This is a genomic window from Peribacillus kribbensis DSM 17871 (assembly GCF_000430765.1).
Taxonomy (GTDB): Bacteria; Bacillota; Bacilli; order Bacillales; family DSM-1321; genus Paraperibacillus; species Paraperibacillus kribbensis.
This window is the reverse complement of record NZ_AUMQ01000030.1, coordinates 146,399-165,994: the sequence shown is the minus strand read 5'-3', so window position 1 is coordinate 165,994 and position 19,596 is coordinate 146,399. Positions and strand designations below refer to the sequence as shown.

Sequence of the window (19,596 nt, the reverse complement as noted above, 5' to 3'; positions counted from 1 at the left end):
GGAGAGTATCAAGAGCCTGTGATGCTTTGTTTTATTTTGCTTTAAATACTGGCCTGCGCTTTTCCCTGTAGGCAGCCATCGCTTCCATTCGGTCTTCTGTTTGAACGGTTTTTCTAAACGAATCTCCTTCAAGCAGAAGTCCCTCTGCAAATGTAGTTTTCAGCCCTTTTTTCATCGCCGACTTAGCCTGTGCCATAGCAATAGGGGCATTTTGCAGGAGAAGGTCCGCATAATCTTCTACTGTCTGACTGAAGGAACTATGAGAAGCTGTTTTGGTGAAGAGACCATAAGCAAGCGCTTCCGTCGTTGTAACCCTCCTTCCTGTCAGAATCATCTCGAGTGCCCTGGATTCACCGATCAGCCTGGGGAGTCTCTGGGTTCCTCCGCTTCCAGGGATCAGACCAAAGCTTGTGTCCGTGAATCCGAGCAGGGCATGTTCAATTCCAATTCTTATATCACATGCCAGTGCCAGCTCCAGGCCCGCACCAAACGCATATCCATTCACTGCGGCAACTGTCGGCTGCGGCAGCCCCTCGATTGAGCTGCAGATGTTTCCCAGAAGTTTTTGGAATTCCATGATTTCCTCCGGTTTGAATGCTTCCAGCTCTTGAAGATCCATCCCAGCGCTGAAGGCTCTGTCTCCAGCCCCTGAAATCACCACCATCCTTACCTGGGAATTCCCATGAATATCCTTCACCACTTCATCCAGCCGCTGGAGCATGGAAAAAGTCAAGGCATTAAGGCTTTTTTCTCTATTTAAGGTAATATAAGCGCGGAATGAATCGACCTCATACAGGATGGAAGAATTGCCAGACCCTTTTTCCATTAAAACATGGGAATTCCAGCTGGCTGGTGTTGTGTCTTTTCCTGATGCATTCATTCGGTTGCCACCTCTCTCCTTTAGACTCTTAGTAAGTCTTTTCCCCTGAGCCTTAAGCGAAAAACAGAAAAATTCAAGATATTTACAATTTGTAAAAATTGGATTTTCTTAGACTTTCAGAAAGGGAGTTCACTCCGCTATGTATTTCGGATTCTCCTTTTAGGCCTTGATTAGTTTCCGGATAGCCAAAAAGGCGGCAGCCCTAATACAACGGGCGCCGCCTGTTCCCTGAAGCATCATTTAGACCTGTGAAACAGAGGGTTTCAATGTTCTTCTGAGTATTTTGCCTGTCGTATTTTTCGGCAGCTCCTCCAGGAACTCGAAAGCCGATGGTACTTTATATTTAGCCAGATGCTCCCTGCAATAAGCGGTCAAATCCCCGCCGGTCACGTCCTTTGAGTCGGAGACGACAAATGCATAGACCGCCTCTCCCTGATTTGGATCCGGCACTCCGATGACGGCTGCCTCCACAATATGAGGGTGCGCAAAAAGGACCTCCTCCACTTCCCGAGGATACACATTATAGCCTCCTACAATTACAAGATCCTTTTTTCTGTCCACAATATAGAAATAGCCCTCTTCATCCATCCTGGCGAGATCACCGGTATAAAGCCAGCCGTCTTTAAGAACCGCCGCGGTTTCCTCAGGCATTTTATAATAACCCTTCATGACATTCGGGCCTTTAACGGCAAGCTCTCCTACCTGGCCGGGCGGGACCTCCTCCCCAAGCTCGTTCATGACCTTATTTTCCACATTCAAAATATTGGTCCCGATGGAGCCTGGTTTCCTTGGGCGGTCCAAAGGATTAAAGCAGGTGACAGGAGATGCTTCGGACAATCCATAGCCTTCTGAAACGACCACTTTAAATTTTTTCTCAAACTCTTTTAGAAGGGAAACCGGCATGGCCGCTCCCCCGGAAATGCACAGGCGCAGAGATTTTAAATCATCTGAGTTTCCATCAGGGAACTGGTATAGGAAGTTATACATGGTTGGAACACCGGCAAACACGGTAGCCTCATACTTCGCTGCCAGCCGGAATACTTCCTTGGGACTGAATTTTGGCATGATCAAGAGAGTGGCTCCCTGTAATAAAGGGGCGTTCAGTGAGACGGTGAGGCAAAACACATGGAACATAGGAAGCGCTGTAATAACAGAATCGCTTTCATTCATTTTAAGATAGGTGCCTACATCATCCGCATTCTTGTAGAGGTTCTTATGGGTAAGCATGGCTCCTTTCGGTTTTCCAGTTGTACCCGATGTGTAGAGGATCACAGCAGTATCATCTTCGCAGGTATCTGCCTCCAGATAGGCAGGGTTTCCTGTTTCAATCAAGTATGTAACCGGTTTCAATTTTGGATAAATCGATAAGTCTGTGAGATTTCCTGTGCCTTCCTTTGAGGTGTGACAATAGACAATATGCTTTACATTTGGCATAGCGGGATCCAATGCCTCCATCAGCGGCAGGATAATATCGAGTGTAATGACAAGCTTGACATCCCCATTGCTGATGATATATCCGATTTCATCAGGAGTATAGATGGGGTTGATCGGAATAACGGTTGCACCCGCACGTAAAGCGCCATACAATCCAATAATGAAATGCGGGGTATTCCCCAAGACCAGGGCGATATGGTCACCTTTTTTAATGCCAAGGTCCCTCAGCGAATTTGCAAACTTTGATATAGCAGAATCCAATTGCCCATACGAGGTCTTCTGCTCCATAAAGATATAAGCTGTTTTATCAGCGGCCCCTCCGGCCGTTTCATGCAATCTCCTTGATAAATTCATAGTTTCCCTCCTTCTTGACTTCTGAATGAATAGTCATTCATATTTTTAATTTTCAAATAATATTATAGTAAAATATAGCCCTTTCTTCAACCCTGGAGTTAAAAAAAGGCGGATACTAACAAAAATAAAGCTGGCTGCCTGTACATGGAAGCCAGCCCGGATCCTGCATCAATATACCAGCTGGATGAAATCTTCCTTTGATATATTTCCAAAATAGTGCTGAATATGGATATCCTCAAGAGCATTCGTGATTTCAGAGCGGTCATATCTCTTTCCGGTCAACTTTTCCTCAATATCGTGAACATCCCCTACACCGAAGAAATCACCGAAAATCCTGCACTCCTCGATTTTCCCCTTATTCACTTCCAGTCTGATATCAATGCTGCCCACAGGGAAACGATGGCTCCTCTGAAGATTGAATTTAGGGGATTTACCATAGTTCCATTCCCAGTTCCGGTATCTTTCTTCAGACAGCTTGCGGATATTTTCCCAATCTTGTTCAGTCAGGACATATTCCTGAACTTCCTCCATATTGAAGATGTACTGAAGAAGTGTGCTCCTGAATTCCTCGATTGTCATCGGCTCTTTTAAAAACTCGGATATATTGGCCACCCTGCTGCGGATCGATTTAATCCCTTTGGAAGCAATCTTTTCCTGCTTTACATTAAGGGCAGACACTACATTTTCCATTTCAGAGCTGAAAAGCAGGGTGCCATGGCTGAACATTCGGCCGCGGGTTGAGAACTGTGCATTCCCGGAGATTTTACGCCCTTCTGCTTCAAGGTCGTTCCGGCCGCTTAATTCCGCATTCACCCCAAGCTTTCTAAGAGCTTCTACCACAGGCTCCGTAAACTTCCTGAAATTATGGAAGCTTTCTCCATCATCCTTTGTGATGAAGCTGAAATTCAGGTTGCCGGTATCATGGTAAACAGCGCCCCCGCCTGACAGTCTTCTTACAACATGGATGTTATGCTCTTCCACATAATTACGATTGATTTCTTCAATGGTATTCTGGTTTTTCCCGATGATGATGGATGGTTCATTGATATAAAATAGCAGATACGTTTCCTCAATATCTAAATTTTTCAAGGCATATTCTTCAATTGCCAGATTGATGCTTGGATCCGTAATTCCTTTGTTATCAATAAAAAGCATGTGTCTTGTCCTCCTGAATCAAATGTAATACTCCATACCGCTTCGTGCGATGATAATTTGGCGCTCGAACACCTCTGCGGCCTGCTCCTGCAGCTGGCTGACCTCCCCAAAATGCGGGAGATGTGTCAATACAAGAAGCTTCACTTCTGCCTTTTGTGCGAGAGTACCTGCATCCGTGCTTGTCATATGGCCAGCCTTTTCTCCATCCATTCCCTTATAAAAATTGCTTTCACATAAAAGCAGGTCAGCGTCCTTGGAGAAGTCCGCAAGCTCCTCGAAATATGAGGTATCCCCGGTGTACACCATCGTTCTCCCGTCACATTCGATCCTTATGGCAAAGCAGGGTGCGCCATGTCTCGTTTTTAAGAATGTAAAAGTGAAGGGGCCTATTTCCAAAGCCTCCTCGTCCGAATAAGCCGCACCCTTTGTTATATCCTTATACGTGAGGCTGCTGAATCCTTTGGAATCGAGAGTATGACCGTATATTGGAAGGGCTTCCTTTTCATTGCCAAGCATTTTATCAATTAACAGGGCATGCTGCAGCACCCCTATATCTGCAATATGATCGGCATCATAGTGAGAAAGTATCACACCGTTTAAATTTCGGGGAGCTGTGTGATTCTGCAGCTTGGACAGCACAGCGCTGCCGCAGTCCACAAGCAGGGTAAAGTCTTCATGCTCCAGCAGGTATCCTGCAGAAGCGTCATTCTGGGCAGGATAACCTCCCCAGCAGCCAAGGATGGTAAGTTTCACATTATTTCCTCCCGTCAATTTAGCATGGAATAGTTAAATCATAAATCATTATGCCTATTTTTTCATCTTTTTACATTTTGTTATACTACATAACTTGACCTTTCAAAACTGTTATAATACAATACTAGTAATCATTTAATTTTCTGAATAATCAAACAGGAGGCGTTGACTATGATCCTAAGCAGCCTAGAATTCTTTAAGAACCTTCCCGCAAAGCAGTGCGCGGAATGTGGAGAAACCATTCAGGAGCAGCATGAATGCTATGGCAATAAATGCGAGTCCTGTCTGCAGATTTCTAAATAGGAAGAGCAGGAAAAAACCAGCCGGATGCCCGGCTGGTTTTATATTATCTGGATAATCCTTTGAAAACATAGACTTCAAGGAGTTCTGCGATTTTTTCTTTGGGCAGCGGGTTATGGGTCTGCTCCCAGTCAAAGATAAGGGTAATATACATCTTGAGGATGATGAAGGAAGTAAGCTCAGGATCGCAGGGAATGATTTTCCCATTATCAATTCCTGTTTGAATCTTTCCACTGATATACGTAATAATCGCTTCCTCGATTTCATCGACCATGTCCACGACTGCTCTTGTACCCATTTCCCGTTTCTCCTGCATCAGTTTGATCATGAACTGATGGTCGCGTCTGTATTCAAGCATTTTATATAATACATTATGGATATTTTCATGAAAGGTCGCCGCTGTATCCAGTGTTTCTTCGGCTGCATTCATCATCTCCTGGATCAGCCCCTGGACAATTTCCTTGAAAAGCTCCTCTTTGTTATGGAAAAAGGTATAAATGGTCCCTTTTCCTACATTTGCAATTTTTGCAACCTGATCCATTGTGGTCGCTTTATAGCCAAACAGGGAAAAAGACTTGGAAGCAGCCTTTAAAATGGATTGTTTCCTGTCTATTGTCATTCTTTCTCCTCCGTCTAATGACCCATTGAATAATTCAGTCATTTTAAGCTTATCATAACAGATGACGACAGAGGAGACAACCTGCTGCTATAACTGAAGAAAGAACATAATCACACATGCCAGGAATGAAAAGAAACACACGTTTAATAATACCGTTACCATCATATTCAGCATCCGCCCGCCTGCTGCGGCCTCCGCCTGTTTTCTACGCAATTTCCGGCTCATTGAACACCGCTCCTTTTGCCATATACCTTTATTTTATTACAAAAGGACTGCATATTTAACAAAATGTTCTGAAAGCAATCGTACAGGTACGTTTAATAAGCCAAACCGGCTGCTGCACTGGTTTGGCTTATTCACTCTGGTATAACTTCCTTTTCCTTTAGCTGCATGAACACCGTTTCAGCTGCTTCCTCTCCCTGCTGAATGCAGTCCGGAAGGCTGATTCCTTCATAGGAACTTCCGGCAAGGACCACTCCGGGGAGATCTTTCCTAACCTGTTCCATCAAGCGGGCGATCCTCTCTCTGTGTCCTACCGTATATTGAGGCATGGCGTCTTTCCAGCGGGTTACAATGGTGAAAAGAGGAGCATCTGTAATCGACATGATTTTGTTTAAGTCTTCCAGGACCACCTGCCTAATCTCATCATCCGATAAATCGACCACTACCTGATCTCCAGCCCTGCCTATATAGCAGCGGAGCAGTACTTTTCCCTCCGGGGCGGAATGAGGCCATTTTTTGTGGGTCCAGGTAAATGTGGTAACTGTATAATCACTATTGCGGGATACAACAAAGTCCGTCCCTCCGAAGTCCTTTTTCAGGGCGGATGCATCAAATGCCATGGATACAGTAGCAACACTTGTTGTGGGCATTTCCTTTAATTCATCAAAGAAGGGATATTCCGAGAAAATGTGCCGGACAGCAGGATGCGGTACAGCAGCTATAATGGAGTCCGCAGACAGCACTTCTCCGTTATTCAGCGAGATGGTGTAGCGGCCTCCTTCCAGCACGGCGCGCTCCGCCTTCACTCCCTTTATGATCGATACCGGATCGAGCTTGGACTCTATAGCCTCTACAAAGGACTCCAAACCTGTGGTGAAGGTCAGAAAAGCCCCCTCTTTATTTTGTGTCTGCGGAACATTCGCTGGTGCTAAATGCTTCATGCCAAGGATCATGCTCTTATAGGTCTGCTCTGCTTGGAAAAATTCCGGAAAGGTGGACATAAGACTTAAATGATCGATATCACCGGCATAAATGCCCGATAATAAGGGTTCGATTAAGTTTTCTACCACTTCACCGCCAAAACGGCGCCTGAAAAATTGCCCTAATGACTGATCTTCGGCTTTTCTGGAGGGCGGCAGGACAAAATCAGCCGCCGCCCTCAGCTTGCCGACAGGACTGAATAAGCCAGTGGAAATAAAGGGCATAATCCTGGCTTCCTCACCTAATACGGACCCCCCAGGCAGTGGATACAGCCGCTCTCTGACCAGTACAAAGGATCTGCCGGGCATGCTCTGCACCAGCTTATCCTCCATTCCTGCTTCTTTAGCAAGACGGACTGCGCTTAATTTATGGGCAAGAAAAGACTCCGGACCTTTTTCGATTACAAATCCATCCCTTTTCGTTGTCTGGATTTTGCCTCCCAGACGCTGGCCGGCTTCTATCAGAATCACATCCAAAGGATGTTTTTCTTCCCGGGCCTTTTTTTGCAGGTAATAAGCGGCCGTCAGACCGGTGATTCCCCCTCCGATTACTACAGCCCTCTGCCTTTGCTGTTTCACGGTTCATCGCCTTCTTTTTTATGCAAATGGGTATTCAATCCGAAAGCGGCTGCAGGCTGCAGAATAAACCGCAGACCTTCCGCCGCTTTATCGATCGTTTTAAGAACGCAGTTTCTTTAATACAACGTCCGCCAATGCATCAATAAATTGCGGATGCGTATTCGGCATTTCCGGACGGTAATAGGCGGCTCCTATTTCTTCAGTGACCACCTTACACTCCACATCATTGTCATAAAGAACTTCAAGATGATCGGATACAAATCCCACCGGAGTGTAAACAAACGCCTGATAGCCTTCCTTCTGAAAGAGCTCTCTTGTAAGATCTTGAACATCCGGCCCAAGCCATGGCTCCGGAGTCCCGCCTGCACTCTGCCATCCAAGCTCATAATGCTTGATTCCCGCCCCTTCTGCAATTAAGCTTGCAGTTTCCTGCAGCTGCCGGGGATATGGATCTCCTGAAAGAAGGATTTTCTCAGGCAGGCTATGTGCCGAAACAATCAGGACCGCTCTTTCTCTTTCGTTTTCACTCATCTTTGCGTAGGTCTCTGTCACCCGGTCCACCCAGTATTGAATGAATTTAGGCTCATCATACCAGCTTTCTACACTTTTGATTTCCGGCCCGCCGATGGACGCTGCTTCTTCCTTGGCCCTTCCGTTATATGATTTTACGCTGAAAGTAGAGAAGTGCGGGGCAAGCACAATGCTCACGGCTTCCATAATGCCATCCTTTTTCATCTGATGTACCGCATCTTCAACAAATGGCTCGATATGCTTAAGGCCTAGATAATAGGTGAATTCTACTTCATCCTGTACCTCATTCAGTCTCTTTTCGAGGGCCTGGGCCTGTTCCTCGGTGATTCTGGCAAGCGGGGAAATTCCTCCTATGGCAGCATATCTGGTTCTTAGATCAAGAATGGCTTCATCGCTCGGCCTTCTGCCATGCCTGATATGTGTATAATATCTTTCAATATCTTCTTCCTTGTATGGCGTTCCATAAGCCATTACTAATAATCCGACTTTCTTTTTTTCCATTTGGCTGCACCTCTCATTGGCTGGGTTTATTATTTGTTATTCCTTGAATATTCATGGATAAACTGGGTCAATCTTTTTAATGTATCCGGGTTCACATCCGGAAACACTCCATGCCCCAGGTTGAAAATATAGCCTGGTGACTGCATTCCCTGGTCCAAAATAGCCTTCGCCTTTTCCTCAATGACATTCCAGGAGGAAAGAAGGATGGCCGGATCCAGATTGCCCATCACCGTCTTCGTAATTCCTTTTTCTCTCGCCTGGGAGATCGGCAGGCGCCAGTCAAGGCCCACCACATCCAGAGGCAGGTCATGCCATTCCATGGCCAGATGGCTAGCACCTACCCCGAACATAATAAGAGGTACATTTTCCTCTCTTAAACTAGAGAAAATCCGGTCCATCACTGGTTTTATATAATAGCGGTAGTCCTCGGCATTCAGGGCTCCTACCCAGGAATCAAAAATTTGGATAGCTTTTGCCCCCGCTTTGACCTGGGCTTTGACATAAGTAATGGCCATATCCCCAAGCTTGTCCATCAAGGCAAACCACGCCTTTGGCTCTGTATACATAAAAGCTTTTGTCTTATTGTAGCTTTTAGAGGGTCCGCCCTCGATCATGTAAGAAGCGACCGTAAACGGCGCGCCGCTGAAACCAATCAAAGGAACGTTCAGCTGTTCGTTCACCAAAAGCTTAATGGTATCAAGTACATAGGGAATATCCTCTTCAGGATGAATTTCCCCCAGCTTTTCGACATCCGCAAGTGATTTAATCGGATTGGAGATGACCGGGCCGATCCCTGAAACGATATCTACATCCACTCCGATTGCAGGAAGGGGCGTCATGATATCCTTATAAAGGATGGCTGCATCCACTCCGTATTGTTCGACAGGCAGCCTTGTCACATAAGCGCAGAGCTCAGGCTGATGCGTAATTTCAAAAAGTGAATATTTTTCTTTTAATTTGCGGTATTCGGGCTGGGATCTGCCAGCCTGCCTCATATACCAGACGGGCACATAATCCGTTTGTTCTCCTCTTGCCGCTTTTAAAAATGTCTCATTTATCATTTTAGCCATAAATAATATCCACCTTTCGAAATTACCCTGAATCGCTTCTGCCATTTCCCATTATTTCAAGAGCCCTGGAAAGGCTTCCCGTAGACATCTGCCGGGAAGCCGGACTCGGATCTTATTAAATGTTTTATATGTTTCAATATAGACTTTTCTCCTATAGTTGTATAGACTGGCGCTCTAATTGTCAAAAAACAGACATTTTTGCTTTTCCATAAAGGCTTTTGGCGAGAGAAAGGCTCTGCCGAGTCCTGTTTACACCATGGCGTCATGAGGTACAATGAAAGTGTAAAAACTTTGTATAAAAGAGGTGCAGGAATGAATTTTTTTATCACATCGGGTACGGCAGATTACTTAAATGTCTTAAAGAATAAAAATGCGGAGGAAAACATGATCGTTTTGAACGGGCTGGATAACGCCCTACTTCTTCATGAAACACCAAAGGATACGGTTTTCAGCACTCCGCGCAGATATGAAGTGGTTGACTCAAAAGGTGAATTAGCCCAGCATGGTTTTGTAGTCATGAATAATATCCCTGTAACGGATGAAGGACGCCCCATCTTCGAATACCGATTCAAAAACCGGGCAGGGCTCATCGAAAATGAACCCGGCTTTATCGCCATCAGGGTTCTCCGGCCCACCAACTCAGACACCTATGTCATCCTGACTCAGTGGGAAGGCGAATCCTCATTCAGCAATTGGCAGAATTCCCAGTCCTTCGCACAAGCCCATGCCAAAAAAGGCGGCTCCGGGGAACAGGACGCCCCACAGCAAACCATCTTTTCAGGCTCCTCCTATGTAACAAAATATGCTGTCTATGAAGAAGAATAAAACATCGAAAGCAGAACCACGCAGGTTCTGCTTTTTTATTATGATTGATTCTGGACATGTGATTCATATTTTAGTTGATAAATCTGTTAATACTATTGCTTAGTGAGAAAAGCATCTACAAAATAATGGATGCTTCCTGAGTTTCCCTGCCCGTTTAACCCTTTACCCATACAGTACATCATCATATAATCCGTCCCAATAGCAATGGGAATAACGATTACAGCTCCAATGTTGAGGGTGAATTACACATTGTTGACATTCATTTTCCTTTCCGCATTCTCTTTCCTGCTCACGCTCACGCTCTTTTTCCCGCTCGTGTTCTCTTTCCTGCTCGCGTCCTCTTTCCCTCTCGCGTTCTCTTTCCTGCTCGCGTCCTCTTTCCCTCTCGCGTTCCCTTTCCCGCTCACGTTCTCTTTCCTGCTCGCGTTCCCTTTCCCGCTCACGTTCTCTTTCCTGCTCGCGTTCTCTTTCCCGCTCGCGTTCTCTTTCCCGCTCACGTTCACGACGAATTCGGCACCTACCCATAGTACCACCTCCTAATATTTACAATATATTATTCAGGGGTGGCTGAGTCAGTGTGGACAAGTTGCTATAATAGCACCTTTAAATTATAATTCCGCACTCTCAATGTTTACCTTTTCCGGTTCAGTCTGAGCTCTCTAAGCTGCCATTTCAATAGGTCAGCCATTCGGTAAGGTTTATGCTTTCTCTTTAAGATCCTCAGCCGATCCATTTTTTTGAATTGGTACAAGGTGCATATGATATCAAAATAAATGACGGCGATTATGAATCTTTTTATACACATCACGATAAATTTCGGCTTATCCGCGGCTAAGTCCCTGGCTGAAGTCTGAACCACCATGCATTTCACCACCAGAAAAAAAGTTTTAACCAGCCGTTTACCGGCTAAATGATAGATTTCACTTCATTGATCGTTTTGATATGCTTCACATTGGCTGATGCTTTATCTGTCAAATCTGTTTTCAGCGGAACAGGCAGAAGCCTGATATCTTCTATGAACTCGTTTGTTATAAACCAGTCCGAACCAGGCGGCGGCATAAAGGGCCGATCCTCCCAGGCATCGGATAGTACAGGGCTGTAAATCTTTTCATCATCCCTGCGCTTCCGGGTAAAGAGTTCTTCCCAGTAATCAGACCTCGATGCAGTATGAACATTCTTGAAAGCAAAATCCTGAGTCCCTTTGAGCACTTTAGGAGACAGAAACAGCATGGAGTAAAGGAGCTTCCCAGTCATAATCCTTCCCTCCGGTCTTTCAAAACGGTTCACAGTCAGGCCCGCCAGCCGGTATTTGCTCCCCTTCCTTTTCACATAAGGAAAAATGACTGCAGTAAAACCAAAGAACTCCTGAAGCTGAAAATCAATTCTTGATAACAGCTCTGCATTCCAGCTTCTTTTCACTACCCTTTCCTGCAGCATCCTTTGTTCGTTTAGAATCATGCCAACAGTCAGCATTTCTCTGTTTCCTGATTTAGAGAAAGCCTCCCAAACTGGAATCATAAACCTGGAAATTCGAAAATGGGGGAAAAGCCGGCGAAAGGAAATTGCCCGATTTTTTGAAAGTTCATAGAGATGGAGCTGTGGATATGCATCCGCAAATATGCCTCCATTGGCCCTTTCAAGAAATGCAAAATATTTATCCCGCTCGCTTTCCTTAAGTAAATGGTCCATCATGGAGCCTTTCAAGTCGGTCATATGATAGCCGCCATTCCGGGATACCATATGTGCCAGGAACGCCCAATGAACCTCAGGGTTTCGTTTGAAATAATCCAGGTAGCCCATGGTCCTGGTCAGATTATTGGCATTGAGCTTACGGACTTCATTTTCTACATGCTCTTTTATTTCTTCTTCTTCAGGATGAAGGACTGGGATATCCGGCTCCCTTTTCAGCTCCTCTTTCAGGCTTTCCCTGAGCTGGGAAAAATCTCTTTCCCCCATCACTTCCTGCCAGCGGTTTTCCTGCCCTCCAAAGAGTTTTCCCTTTAACACCTTAAGCGTCGTAAACGGAAAGATTGCTATCACCCCTTTAACCGTTCTTTCGCTTACTATATGAACAAAGGAATGGTCTCTGACCACTTTTTGTTCTTTTCAATTGTCCCATTTGGGAGGATAAAAAGAGGACTGCTAAAGGGACTAGAATAAAAAAAGACTGGTTCCTGCCCCAGATGCATGGAGACGAACCAGCCTTCTTCTAAATTTGTTTTTTTCGTTTCATATACGCAAAAAAGATTTCGTAAAAATGTAAAAGCCCAGCTGTATAAATGAATCCCAAGGCATAACCTCCGATGACATCTGTAGGATAATGCACATTAAAATACACCCTGCTCATACCGATTAATAGAATAATGATAAATACCGCAAAACAAAGGATAGCTTTTGCCGTTCGGGTCCTGCAATAGCTGAACAAGAAATAGCCAGCAAGAAAATATAAAATAAAGCCCACCGCAGCATGACCGCTCGGGAAACTATAGCCAACCCCGTCCACTGCGGCATTAAGGCTCGGCCGGTCCCTTTCCACCAGGTTCTTCACCAGCTTATACAGCTGGTCTCCCCCCGCAACTCCCAGGACAACTACAGCCATCGCAAGATAGTTTTTCCTTGAAAACCAAAGGAAGGCAATAAACAAAAGAGAAAGAGTTCCAATCACTTCTCTTGATCCCAGCCGGGTCACAGAGGAAAAAAAGGCTTCAGAAGAACTCCCTCCCCAAGATACCAGCCAATCCTGGATAAAGGTATCAAGCTTCATCGGCGTACTGTCCTTGACATGAAGGATTAATAAAAAAAATACGACCCATGCAACAGCAAGAAAGCATGCAAAAACGATCGATGTTGTATTTCTGTTCTTCTTAATAGGTACTGCTTCCATAAACTCTCTCCTACTCTAAAATATCATGCCTGTGCCATATGAGTGATTAAAGCTTGAGGATCCGCATCCTCCAGCAGTTCATGGCGGTTTCGCCAAGATGGTCCAGCAGATTATAGTTGGCATAGGCCCCTACTACAGCTCCAATGCCAGGTACAAGCTGCAGCATTTTAGCAAGGTCAATATAATCCCTGTATTCCTGCTGAAACACTCTCCAATCCATTTCCTTCAGCCCGTTTTTATACTGATCCCAGTTTTCGATTTTCCGGAGAGTCTCTGCTCTTTTATCATCACTCGAAAAAGCAAGCTGGAACACGTGAAGAATAAACAGCCTTTCCTCGTATTCTTCAGCGTCAAATCCATACAGAGAAGTGAGTTCGAAGAGAAATTTCATTTTGATCGCAAGCAGCAGGGGGAAATCTGCCAGCCCCGCTATAAAACCGGCTGCCCCTGTTCCGGCACCTTCAATGGCTGCCGCCTTTCGATAGGCCGCAATTGCTTCTTTCACAAGCTGTTCTTTTTCTTCCAGATTTAAATTCTCCACCTGTTTATCCCTTGTAATCCAATCGGCTCCTGCAAGTGCCGCCTTTACCATGCCCTTGACACTGTCAGTGATCAGCTTGTGGGCTTTTTCCGGAATATAACTGTTTAGCTTTGCCTGAGCCCTTTTTGACAGCCGCTTAAAAATGGAAGACCTGGTTTCCATGGCCATCTTCCACCTCATCACATCCCCAGTGATCCGTGTTTCATAGGAATCCATAGCGCCTCTTCCTTTGCAGATTTTTTTAACAAGCCTTCCATGAATGCTGCCAAGTCGAAACTTCCTGAGATGTCAGCCTGCTAATTTCCGTTTGGCATACCCCGAAAACAGGAGCATGAATAGAATTCCTGCCGCAAGGGATATCCCTGCGCCCATAACATTTCCTTGCACGAGGGCAGCAAGGGCAAACAGCAGGCTCTCGACAATCAGGACCCATCGAAGAATACCGGACACTGCCCGTTCCCTATACGCTTTAGATACCGGATACAAATCGATCCATATTTTAAGATTATGATGCTTTGCCAGCGGCAGAAGCTGAATGCCTGTTAAATATAAAAATAAAAGAACAGTTATGGCCTTTGCCCACACACTTGCAAATATTAAGCTGATGATAATTCCGATTACGGTAAGCCTCACCGAAAGCCCCAGATAGTCATTGGACCTTAAAAAGGTCCTGGAATACAAATAAGAGTAGGAAGATTCCTGTTTGTACGGGATCGCTGAAACAATCCAATCCAGCCATTTTCTGCGCACGGCTCTTTCCTTCAGCTTTGGCACATCGGTGAAGAGGTTTGCGATCCTGTAAAAAGCCGACATTCTTTTGCTTTCCATGCTGATCAGCCTTTCCCATTTCAGCGGCTTTCCGCTTGTATCGCGTTTAAAGTACATCAGCAAAAAGAGCAGCGCACAAGCTATAACAACCGGATAAACAATCGGCGCCTTATCAAAATATAGATATAAAAAGGCGATATTCAGGCACAGCCTGATCACTGAATCCACCAAAAGCACCCTGTTGTCCGGGTAATACAGAGTCTGCCAGCGGATCTGGATATTTACATACTTCAGTACCAAGAGCAGAATCAATCCTATTATAAAGTCGCCAAAGGAGGCTGCATTCACTTTTGCGTGCATGGGCATGAAAGCGGCAAGCACCATGAGAAGCAAATATCCCTGAAACACGAAGCTAATGGTTCGGGATTTTGCCATATATGGGTTCAGCCTGGTTTCCATCGGCAGCAAAAAGACGATGTCTGCCTCCTTCAAGAAAGTGAAGACAGGTGAAATGGTAAGCATAAGGCCAAACACGGCTGCCATGATGAGCCCAGCAGGGAAATCACTGCTGAGAGTCTTTACCCATTGACTGTAATAATAAGAAAGGCCGCCGACTGCAAAAATAAGCACAAAAGCAAAATGTCCATTAAAAATATATTTTAAATATTTACCCGTTTCTTTTGTAAAGCCTCGGAATCGTTCCCGCCATAAATCATTCGCCGTCATGATCTTGCTCTTCCTTCGTTAACGCGATATAAATCTCATCCAGGCTGGCTCCTGGCATAGAAAACTCCCTTTGGATATCGGCAAGCTTCCCTTTGGCCCTGATCTCCCCATTATGCAGAATGATGAAGGAATCACAGTAGCGTTCAGCTGTGGCCAGAATATGGGTGGACATCAGAATTCCCGCGCCATCCTCCTTCATTTTCTTCATTAGATCAAGAAGCGACTGAATCCCAAGAGGATCGAGACCGACAAAAGGCTCATCCACAATATAAAGCGATGGCTGCACCAAAAAAGCGCACATAATCATGACTTTCTGCTTCATGCCCTTTGAGAAATGAGCAGGGAACCATTTAAGGCGTTTTTCCAATCTGAATTCCTTAAGGAGCGGCTGAATCCGCCTTTTGTACTCTTCCCTTTCGATTCCATAGGCCATCGCGGTCAGATTCAAATGCTCCTCAAGCGTCAGCTCATCATACAGAATCGGTGTTTCAGGCACAAAGGTATATTGCTGGCGGTAGGATTCCGGGTCATCACCAAAGCTTTTGCCATTGATGCGGATACTTCCGGATTTCGGCTCCATCAAGCCGATAATATGCTTAATGGCCGTACTTTTCCCCGCCCCATTCAAGCCAATCAATCCTACCAGCTCATTTTTTTCAATTTCAAAGCTGATGTCTTTTAAAACAGGATTCCTGGTATAGCCCCCTGTTACATTTTTTAGTTCTAATAATGGCATAAAGATATCCCTTTCCTTATTATCCTAGTTCATTCATTTTAACAAATTTCGCTTCATGTACCTAGCGGAAACGAAAGGAATTCCATTATTACCCAAGGTTTATTTTCTTTACACCCGGACATTCTAATATAGAGGAAGGAGTTAAAGCGGTGATGTTCTAAGACTTGATGGTTTTTGCATCATTGAAATGGGGTGTCAGTTAAAGATATTTAACTGTCTTTCATTTACTTCAAATCCGTCATGCAAGGGGATGTTATTCTTGCACATTTAAGGTGTTTGTTCACTTCCGGCTCAGGCCGGGAGCAGGTCTAATCCGCCATTTAGTTGAGAAACTCATACGGTATGGGAGATGATCCGTTTGGACAACGAAGCTCTTTTGAAATAGCCGTCATTCCATAAAAAATGAGGTGTTTATCAAAGAGTAAAAAAACCTGATTAGACGTTTGATAACTGAAACTCCTTCCTCCTAAGGCAGGGTGGCTGAAGCCATCCTGTCTTTTATTGTTGATGATAGCTGTTTTTGTCCGTGGGGGTCCTGTTCACGGACAGATTTCTGTACCTCTAACGAAGTTTTGTCCTTGAGGGCCCTGCTCATGGACTGATCTCTGTACCTTTAACAAGGTTCTGTCCATGAGGACCCTGCTCATGAAATATTCCTGATTTCATGGAAGAAGTTAACTTGGAATGTATTCTCTGAACCACTTTTTATCATGACCGCCTGTATTTTGGTCCTGAGGTGCCCCCTCTGAACCACTTTCACCAGCTCTGTCTTTGTTTTTGGTCCTGAGACGCCCCCTCTGAACCACTTTCACCGGCTCTGTCTTTGTTTTTGGTCCTGAGACGCCCCCTCTGAACCACTTTCACCAGCTCTGTCTTTGTTTTTGGTCCTGAGACGCCCCCTCTGAACCACTTTCACCAGCTCTGTCTTTGTTTTTGGTCCTGAGACGCCCCCTCTGAACCACTTTCACCAGCTCCGTCTTTATTTTTGGTCCTGAAACGCCCTCTCTGAACGATTTCCCACCATGACCGCCTGCGTTTTGGTTGAGACGCCCCCTAACTGAACCAACCCAAAGAACAGCAGCCTTATTCAGGTTCTGTAACGAATATCTTTGAGATTCTTCCAAAGCATCCTAAACTGCTGCATATCAATCAGCTGATGACCCCGAATCTCCAATCTTTTATAGGCACATTGGTTTCATTTAAACCTTCCACCCTTTTGCGCCCCATTTTACTAGTCCCAAACCTATATGATAAAATACCTCAAAACCGGTCTTTTTTTTCTTGGGACTATTCGAAAAGCTTTCAATTAGGAAAGGGTGGAAATATGAGCAACTGTATTTTCTGCAGTATTTTAAACGGAGAGATCCCTGCCTCAAAGGTTTATGAGGATGAGCATGTCCTTGCATTCCTTGATATCAGCCAGGTTACAAAAGGGCATACTCTTGTCATTCCAAAGGTTCACCAGGAGAATGTATATGAATTAACAGATGAAACAGCAAGCCAGCTTTTTAAGGCGGTTCCCAAAATAGCGCAGGCCATTAAAAAGGAGTTTAACCCGGTAGGCCTGAATGTACTAAATAATAATGGCGAAGCTGCGGGTCAATCGGTGTTTCACTTCCATATGCATTTAATTCCCCGCTACGGAAAGCAGGATGGCTTCGGGGCGGTATGGAAGACCCATACAAGCGAGTATACTCCCGAAGATCTTTCTTCTATCGCTTCTTCCATTGCCAGGCATTTAGGATAATACATAAAGACAGAGAGCCCCGCCCTAATAGGAGCGGGGTTTTTCTTATAACCCTTCTAATTATTCAGAAGGTTTTAAATAAAATTTTATTTCCGACTCTTTTTCTGTTACATTATAGTAGTACTTTAGCGATTTAAAGTGGAGGGAATAAATTGGAGAGAGCACTGAATTTTAATGCAGGTCCTGCTGCACTGCCATTGGATGTCTTGAAGAAAGCCCAGGATGAGTGGCTTAATTTTAACGGTACAGGAATGTCGGTACTCGAGGTCAGCCATAGAAGTCCAGAATTTGAAACCGTCCTGAATGAAGCTAAGCGCCTTTTGACTGAATTAATGGAGATCCCGGACACTCATGAAATTTTATTTATCCAGGGAGGAGCGTCCCTTCAATTCTCCATGATTCCTTATAATCTTCTTGAGCCTGATAAACAGGCGTATTATGTATTGACCGGAACATGGTCCGAAAAGGCGCTGGCAGAAGCCCAAAAGATTGGAAAAGCCAAGGTTGCGGCCACAGCCAAGGACCGCAATTATTCGTATATCCCTGACCTTAAAGGCATTAGCGTGGAAAATGCTGCTTATCTTCATATCACCAGCAATAATACCATTTATGGTACAAGCTGGCGCCATTTCCCTGAGCTTCAGCAGATTCCGCTGGCAGCTGATATGTCGAGTGATATTCTGAGCAGAAAACTCGATGTATCTAAATTCGGAATCATTTATGCTGGCGCTCAGAAAAATCTCGGCCCATCCGGTGTGACCGTGGTCATCATCAGGAAGGATCTGATAAAGGATGACGCTTCGCATCTCCCAACCATGCTGAATTATCATACTTTTGCAAAGCACAATTCACTTTATAATACACCCCCATCCTTTGCGATTTACCTGCTGTCACTTGTGCTGCAATGGACAAAAGATAAAGGCGGCATAGAGGGGATCCAAAAAATCAATCAGGAAAAATCTTCGCTCCTGTATAGAGTTATAGATGAAAGCGAAGGATTTTACCGGGGGCATGCCGAAAAAGAACATCGATCTGACATGAATATCACCTTTACGCTTCCTGATGAACAGCTTACAAAAAAGTTCCTTGCTGAGGCTAAAGAAAAAGGCTTTACCGGTCTGAATGGCCATCGCTCCGTAGGGGGCTGCCGGGCCTCGATTTATAATGCGGTTCCTCTCGAGCATTGCGAGTATCTTGCAGAGTTCATGGAAAATTTCAGAAGGAATATTTAAGTTCCCTAATCGGGGCAGTCATGATATAATCAAACATATCTTTTCGCGTTAAGGCAATGAGTGCACTTACGGAACAGGTGAAAAAATTAGCTTAGCAGAGCATAGGAGAGATGAGAATTGAATACAAAAACATTAGTATCCCTTTCCCTTTTAGTTGGGATCGGTGCCGCACTTCATTTTATTATCCCTGGATTCTTTCTTGGCATGAAGCCAGACTTAATGCTGGTCATGATGTTTCTCGGTATCTTTTTATTTACTGAAAAGAAAAATGTATTGCTGCTTGGAGTACTTACCGGAGTCATATCTGGATTGACATCAACCTTTCCAGGAGGCCTTCTTCCGAACATCATCGACAAGTTCATAACAGCATTTGTCGTTTTCTTTATTTTCATCAGTCTTCGCCACCTGAAGAACTCCATTTATTCAGTATGTGTCCTTACTGGTGTCGGCACATTAATCTCTGGGGCAGTTTTCCTTGGATCGGCTCTCTTAATTTCCGGTCTTCCAGGATCATTCCTTGCCTTATATACCATGGTAGTGCTTCCAGCCGCAGCGCTTAATATTCTTGCGATGGCCATTATCTATCCTGTTGTAACCAATATTCTTAGAAGAACTGGCTATCGTACAGCCGTTAAACATTAATGAATAGAATAAAGACAGAACCCGCCTAGAGATAGGCGGGTTCTTTTGCTTGTTTCCATTCAGCTTCCGGTCTTCTCCTTTTCCCTTATCATTTCCACCTTTTCCGGGGTCAGAATA

Annotated in this window: 21 protein-coding genes; 5 read left to right on the top strand and 16 right to left on the bottom strand. The window is 44.8% G+C overall.

Annotated elements, in window-relative coordinates; translation table 11 throughout:
* Positions 1 to 31: 31 nt before the first annotated feature.
* The 4 genes from H539_RS0105350 to H539_RS0105335 all read right to left on the bottom strand — a co-directional run bounded on the left by H539_RS0105350 (position 32) and on the right by H539_RS0105335 (position 4,576).
* Complete coding sequence (locus H539_RS0105350; RefSeq protein ID WP_245602131.1) at positions 32 to 880, bottom strand: enoyl-CoA hydratase-related protein; 849 nt, start codon at positions 878 to 880, stop codon at positions 32 to 34.
* Between the two features lie 240 nt (positions 881 to 1,120).
* A complete protein-coding gene (locus tag H539_RS0105345; RefSeq protein ID WP_026692676.1) occupies positions 1,121 to 2,668 on the bottom strand; it encodes a fatty acid--CoA ligase family protein in 1,548 nt (515 codons plus the stop codon).
* A 168-nt stretch (positions 2,669 to 2,836) separates the two neighbouring features.
* The gene (lplA, locus tag H539_RS0105340) at positions 2,837 to 3,823 is read right to left on the bottom strand and encodes a lipoate--protein ligase (protein WP_026692675.1); all 987 of its coding nucleotides are present in this window, start codon (positions 3,821 to 3,823) and stop codon (positions 2,837 to 2,839) included.
* An 18-nt stretch (positions 3,824 to 3,841) separates the two neighbouring features.
* Positions 3,842 to 4,576, bottom strand: a complete 735-nt coding sequence (locus tag H539_RS0105335; RefSeq protein WP_026692674.1) for an MBL fold metallo-hydrolase — start codon at positions 4,574 to 4,576, stop codon at positions 3,842 to 3,844.
* 171 nt (positions 4,577 to 4,747) lie between these two features.
* Here H539_RS0105335 and yhfH point away from each other — a divergent pair, with 171 nt between their 5' ends.
* Positions 4,748 to 4,879, top strand: coding sequence for a protein YhfH (gene yhfH, locus H539_RS30615; RefSeq protein ID WP_081415786.1), 132 nt, complete (start codon positions 4,748 to 4,750; stop codon positions 4,877 to 4,879).
* Between the two features lie 43 nt (positions 4,880 to 4,922).
* Here the strand turns inward: yhfH and H539_RS0105325 are convergent, their stop codons facing one another.
* From H539_RS0105325 to hemE, 5 genes are all read right to left on the bottom strand, one after another.
* Positions 4,923 to 5,495 (bottom strand): TetR/AcrR family transcriptional regulator, encoded by a 573-nt coding sequence (locus H539_RS0105325; RefSeq protein WP_026692673.1) that lies wholly within the window; start codon positions 5,493 to 5,495, stop codon positions 4,923 to 4,925.
* Positions 5,496 to 5,582: 87 nt separating this feature from the next.
* The gene (locus H539_RS31345; protein WP_155889947.1) at positions 5,583 to 5,720 is read right to left on the bottom strand and encodes a hypothetical protein; all 138 of its coding nucleotides are present in this window, start codon (positions 5,718 to 5,720) and stop codon (positions 5,583 to 5,585) included.
* A gap of 131 nt (positions 5,721 to 5,851) precedes the next feature.
* Entirely contained in the window at positions 5,852 to 7,276 is a 1,425-nt protein-coding gene (hemY, locus tag H539_RS0105315; protein WP_026692672.1) for a protoporphyrinogen oxidase, read from the bottom strand.
* Positions 7,277 to 7,375: 99 nt separating this feature from the next.
* Complete coding sequence (gene hemH / locus H539_RS0105310; protein ID WP_026692671.1) at positions 7,376 to 8,308, bottom strand: ferrochelatase; 933 nt, start codon at positions 8,306 to 8,308, stop codon at positions 7,376 to 7,378.
* 29 nt (positions 8,309 to 8,337) lie between these two features.
* A complete protein-coding gene (hemE, locus tag H539_RS0105305; RefSeq protein ID WP_026692670.1) occupies positions 8,338 to 9,378 on the bottom strand; it encodes a uroporphyrinogen decarboxylase in 1,041 nt (346 codons plus the stop codon).
* Positions 9,379 to 9,690: 312 nt separating this feature from the next.
* Between hemE and H539_RS0105300 the strand changes: the two genes are divergently transcribed.
* Entirely contained in the window at positions 9,691 to 10,203 is a 513-nt protein-coding gene (locus tag H539_RS0105300; protein WP_026692669.1) for an antibiotic biosynthesis monooxygenase family protein, read from the top strand.
* 162 nt (positions 10,204 to 10,365) lie between these two features.
* Here the strand turns inward: H539_RS0105300 and H539_RS27795 are convergent, their stop codons facing one another.
* The 7 genes from H539_RS27795 to H539_RS0105265 all read right to left on the bottom strand — a co-directional run bounded on the left by H539_RS27795 (position 10,366) and on the right by H539_RS0105265 (position 15,858).
* Positions 10,366 to 10,728, bottom strand: coding sequence for a hypothetical protein (locus H539_RS27795; RefSeq protein ID WP_026692668.1), 363 nt, complete (start codon positions 10,726 to 10,728; stop codon positions 10,366 to 10,368).
* A 106-nt stretch (positions 10,729 to 10,834) separates the two neighbouring features.
* On the bottom strand, positions 10,835 to 11,065 hold the full coding sequence (locus H539_RS0105290) for a hypothetical protein (protein ID WP_026692667.1): 231 nt from the start codon (positions 11,063 to 11,065) through the stop codon (positions 10,835 to 10,837).
* Between the two features lie 44 nt (positions 11,066 to 11,109).
* Positions 11,110 to 12,297, bottom strand: coding sequence for a DUF2515 family protein (locus H539_RS27790; protein ID WP_051348442.1), 1,188 nt, complete (start codon positions 12,295 to 12,297; stop codon positions 11,110 to 11,112).
* A gap of 115 nt (positions 12,298 to 12,412) precedes the next feature.
* Complete coding sequence (locus H539_RS27785) at positions 12,413 to 13,087, bottom strand: phosphatase PAP2 family protein (protein ID WP_051348441.1); 675 nt, start codon at positions 13,085 to 13,087, stop codon at positions 12,413 to 12,415.
* 46 nt (positions 13,088 to 13,133) lie between these two features.
* The gene (locus H539_RS0105275; protein WP_026692666.1) at positions 13,134 to 13,844 is read right to left on the bottom strand and encodes an EcsC family protein; all 711 of its coding nucleotides are present in this window, start codon (positions 13,842 to 13,844) and stop codon (positions 13,134 to 13,136) included.
* Positions 13,845 to 13,916: 72 nt separating this feature from the next.
* Positions 13,917 to 15,122: an ABC transporter permease gene (locus tag H539_RS0105270; protein ID WP_035321947.1), complete on the bottom strand. Its 1,206-nt coding sequence runs from the start codon at positions 15,120 to 15,122 to the stop codon at positions 13,917 to 13,919.
* The gene (locus H539_RS0105265; protein WP_026692664.1) at positions 15,109 to 15,858 is read right to left on the bottom strand and encodes an ABC transporter ATP-binding protein; all 750 of its coding nucleotides are present in this window, start codon (positions 15,856 to 15,858) and stop codon (positions 15,109 to 15,111) included. The genes H539_RS0105270 and H539_RS0105265 overlap by 14 nt, the downstream gene beginning before the upstream one ends.
* Before the next feature lie 1,324 nt (positions 15,859 to 17,182).
* On the opposite strand from H539_RS0105265, the gene H539_RS0105250 reads away from it, so the two are divergent.
* From H539_RS0105250 to H539_RS0105240, 3 genes are all read left to right on the top strand, one after another.
* Positions 17,183 to 17,605, top strand: a complete 423-nt coding sequence (locus H539_RS0105250) for an HIT family protein (protein WP_026692662.1) — start codon at positions 17,183 to 17,185, stop codon at positions 17,603 to 17,605.
* A gap of 152 nt (positions 17,606 to 17,757) precedes the next feature.
* Positions 17,758 to 18,837, top strand: a complete 1,080-nt coding sequence (gene serC, locus H539_RS0105245; RefSeq protein ID WP_026692661.1) for a 3-phosphoserine/phosphohydroxythreonine transaminase — start codon at positions 17,758 to 17,760, stop codon at positions 18,835 to 18,837.
* Between the two features lie 117 nt (positions 18,838 to 18,954).
* Complete coding sequence (locus H539_RS0105240; protein ID WP_026692660.1) at positions 18,955 to 19,479, top strand: tryptophan transporter; 525 nt, start codon at positions 18,955 to 18,957, stop codon at positions 19,477 to 19,479.
* The last annotated feature ends 117 nt before the right edge of the window (positions 19,480 to 19,596 follow it).

Excerpts from the sequence above, each read along its gene's own strand:
- H539_RS0105350 (WP_245602131.1), bottom strand. The coding sequence starts at position 880 with ATGAATGCATCAGGAAAAGACACAACACCAGCCAGCTGGAATTCCCAT.
- H539_RS0105345 (WP_026692676.1), bottom strand. The coding sequence starts at position 2,668 with ATGAATTTATCAAGGAGATTGCATGAAACGGCCGGAGGGGCCGCTGAT.
- lplA (WP_026692675.1), bottom strand. The coding sequence starts at position 3,823 with ATGCTTTTTATTGATAACAAAGGAATTACGGATCCAAGCATCAATCTG.
- yhfH (WP_081415786.1), top strand. The coding sequence starts at position 4,748 with ATGATCCTAAGCAGCCTAGAATTCTTTAAGAACCTTCCCGCAAAGCAG.
- H539_RS0105325 (WP_026692673.1), bottom strand. The coding sequence starts at position 5,495 with ATGACAATAGACAGGAAACAATCCATTTTAAAGGCTGCTTCCAAGTCT.
- H539_RS31345 (WP_155889947.1), bottom strand. The coding sequence starts at position 5,720 with ATGAGCCGGAAATTGCGTAGAAAACAGGCGGAGGCCGCAGCAGGCGGG.
- hemH (WP_026692671.1), bottom strand. The coding sequence starts at position 8,308 with ATGGAAAAAAAGAAAGTCGGATTATTAGTAATGGCTTATGGAACGCCA.
- hemE (WP_026692670.1), bottom strand. The coding sequence starts at position 9,378 with ATGGCTAAAATGATAAATGAGACATTTTTAAAAGCGGCAAGAGGAGAA.
- H539_RS0105300 (WP_026692669.1), top strand. The coding sequence starts at position 9,691 with ATGAATTTTTTTATCACATCGGGTACGGCAGATTACTTAAATGTCTTA.
- H539_RS27795 (WP_026692668.1), bottom strand. The coding sequence starts at position 10,728 with ATGGGTAGGTGCCGAATTCGTCGTGAACGTGAGCGGGAAAGAGAACGC.
- H539_RS0105290 (WP_026692667.1), bottom strand. The coding sequence starts at position 11,065 with ATGGTGGTTCAGACTTCAGCCAGGGACTTAGCCGCGGATAAGCCGAAA.
- H539_RS27785 (WP_051348441.1), bottom strand. The coding sequence starts at position 13,087 with ATGGAAGCAGTACCTATTAAGAAGAACAGAAATACAACATCGATCGTT.
- H539_RS0105275 (WP_026692666.1), bottom strand. The coding sequence starts at position 13,844 with ATGGATTCCTATGAAACACGGATCACTGGGGATGTGATGAGGTGGAAG.
- H539_RS0105270 (WP_035321947.1), bottom strand. The coding sequence starts at position 15,122 with ATGACGGCGAATGATTTATGGCGGGAACGATTCCGAGGCTTTACAAAA.
- H539_RS0105265 (WP_026692664.1), bottom strand. The coding sequence starts at position 15,858 with ATGCCATTATTAGAACTAAAAAATGTAACAGGGGGCTATACCAGGAAT.
- H539_RS0105250 (WP_026692662.1), top strand. The coding sequence starts at position 17,183 with ATGAGCAACTGTATTTTCTGCAGTATTTTAAACGGAGAGATCCCTGCC.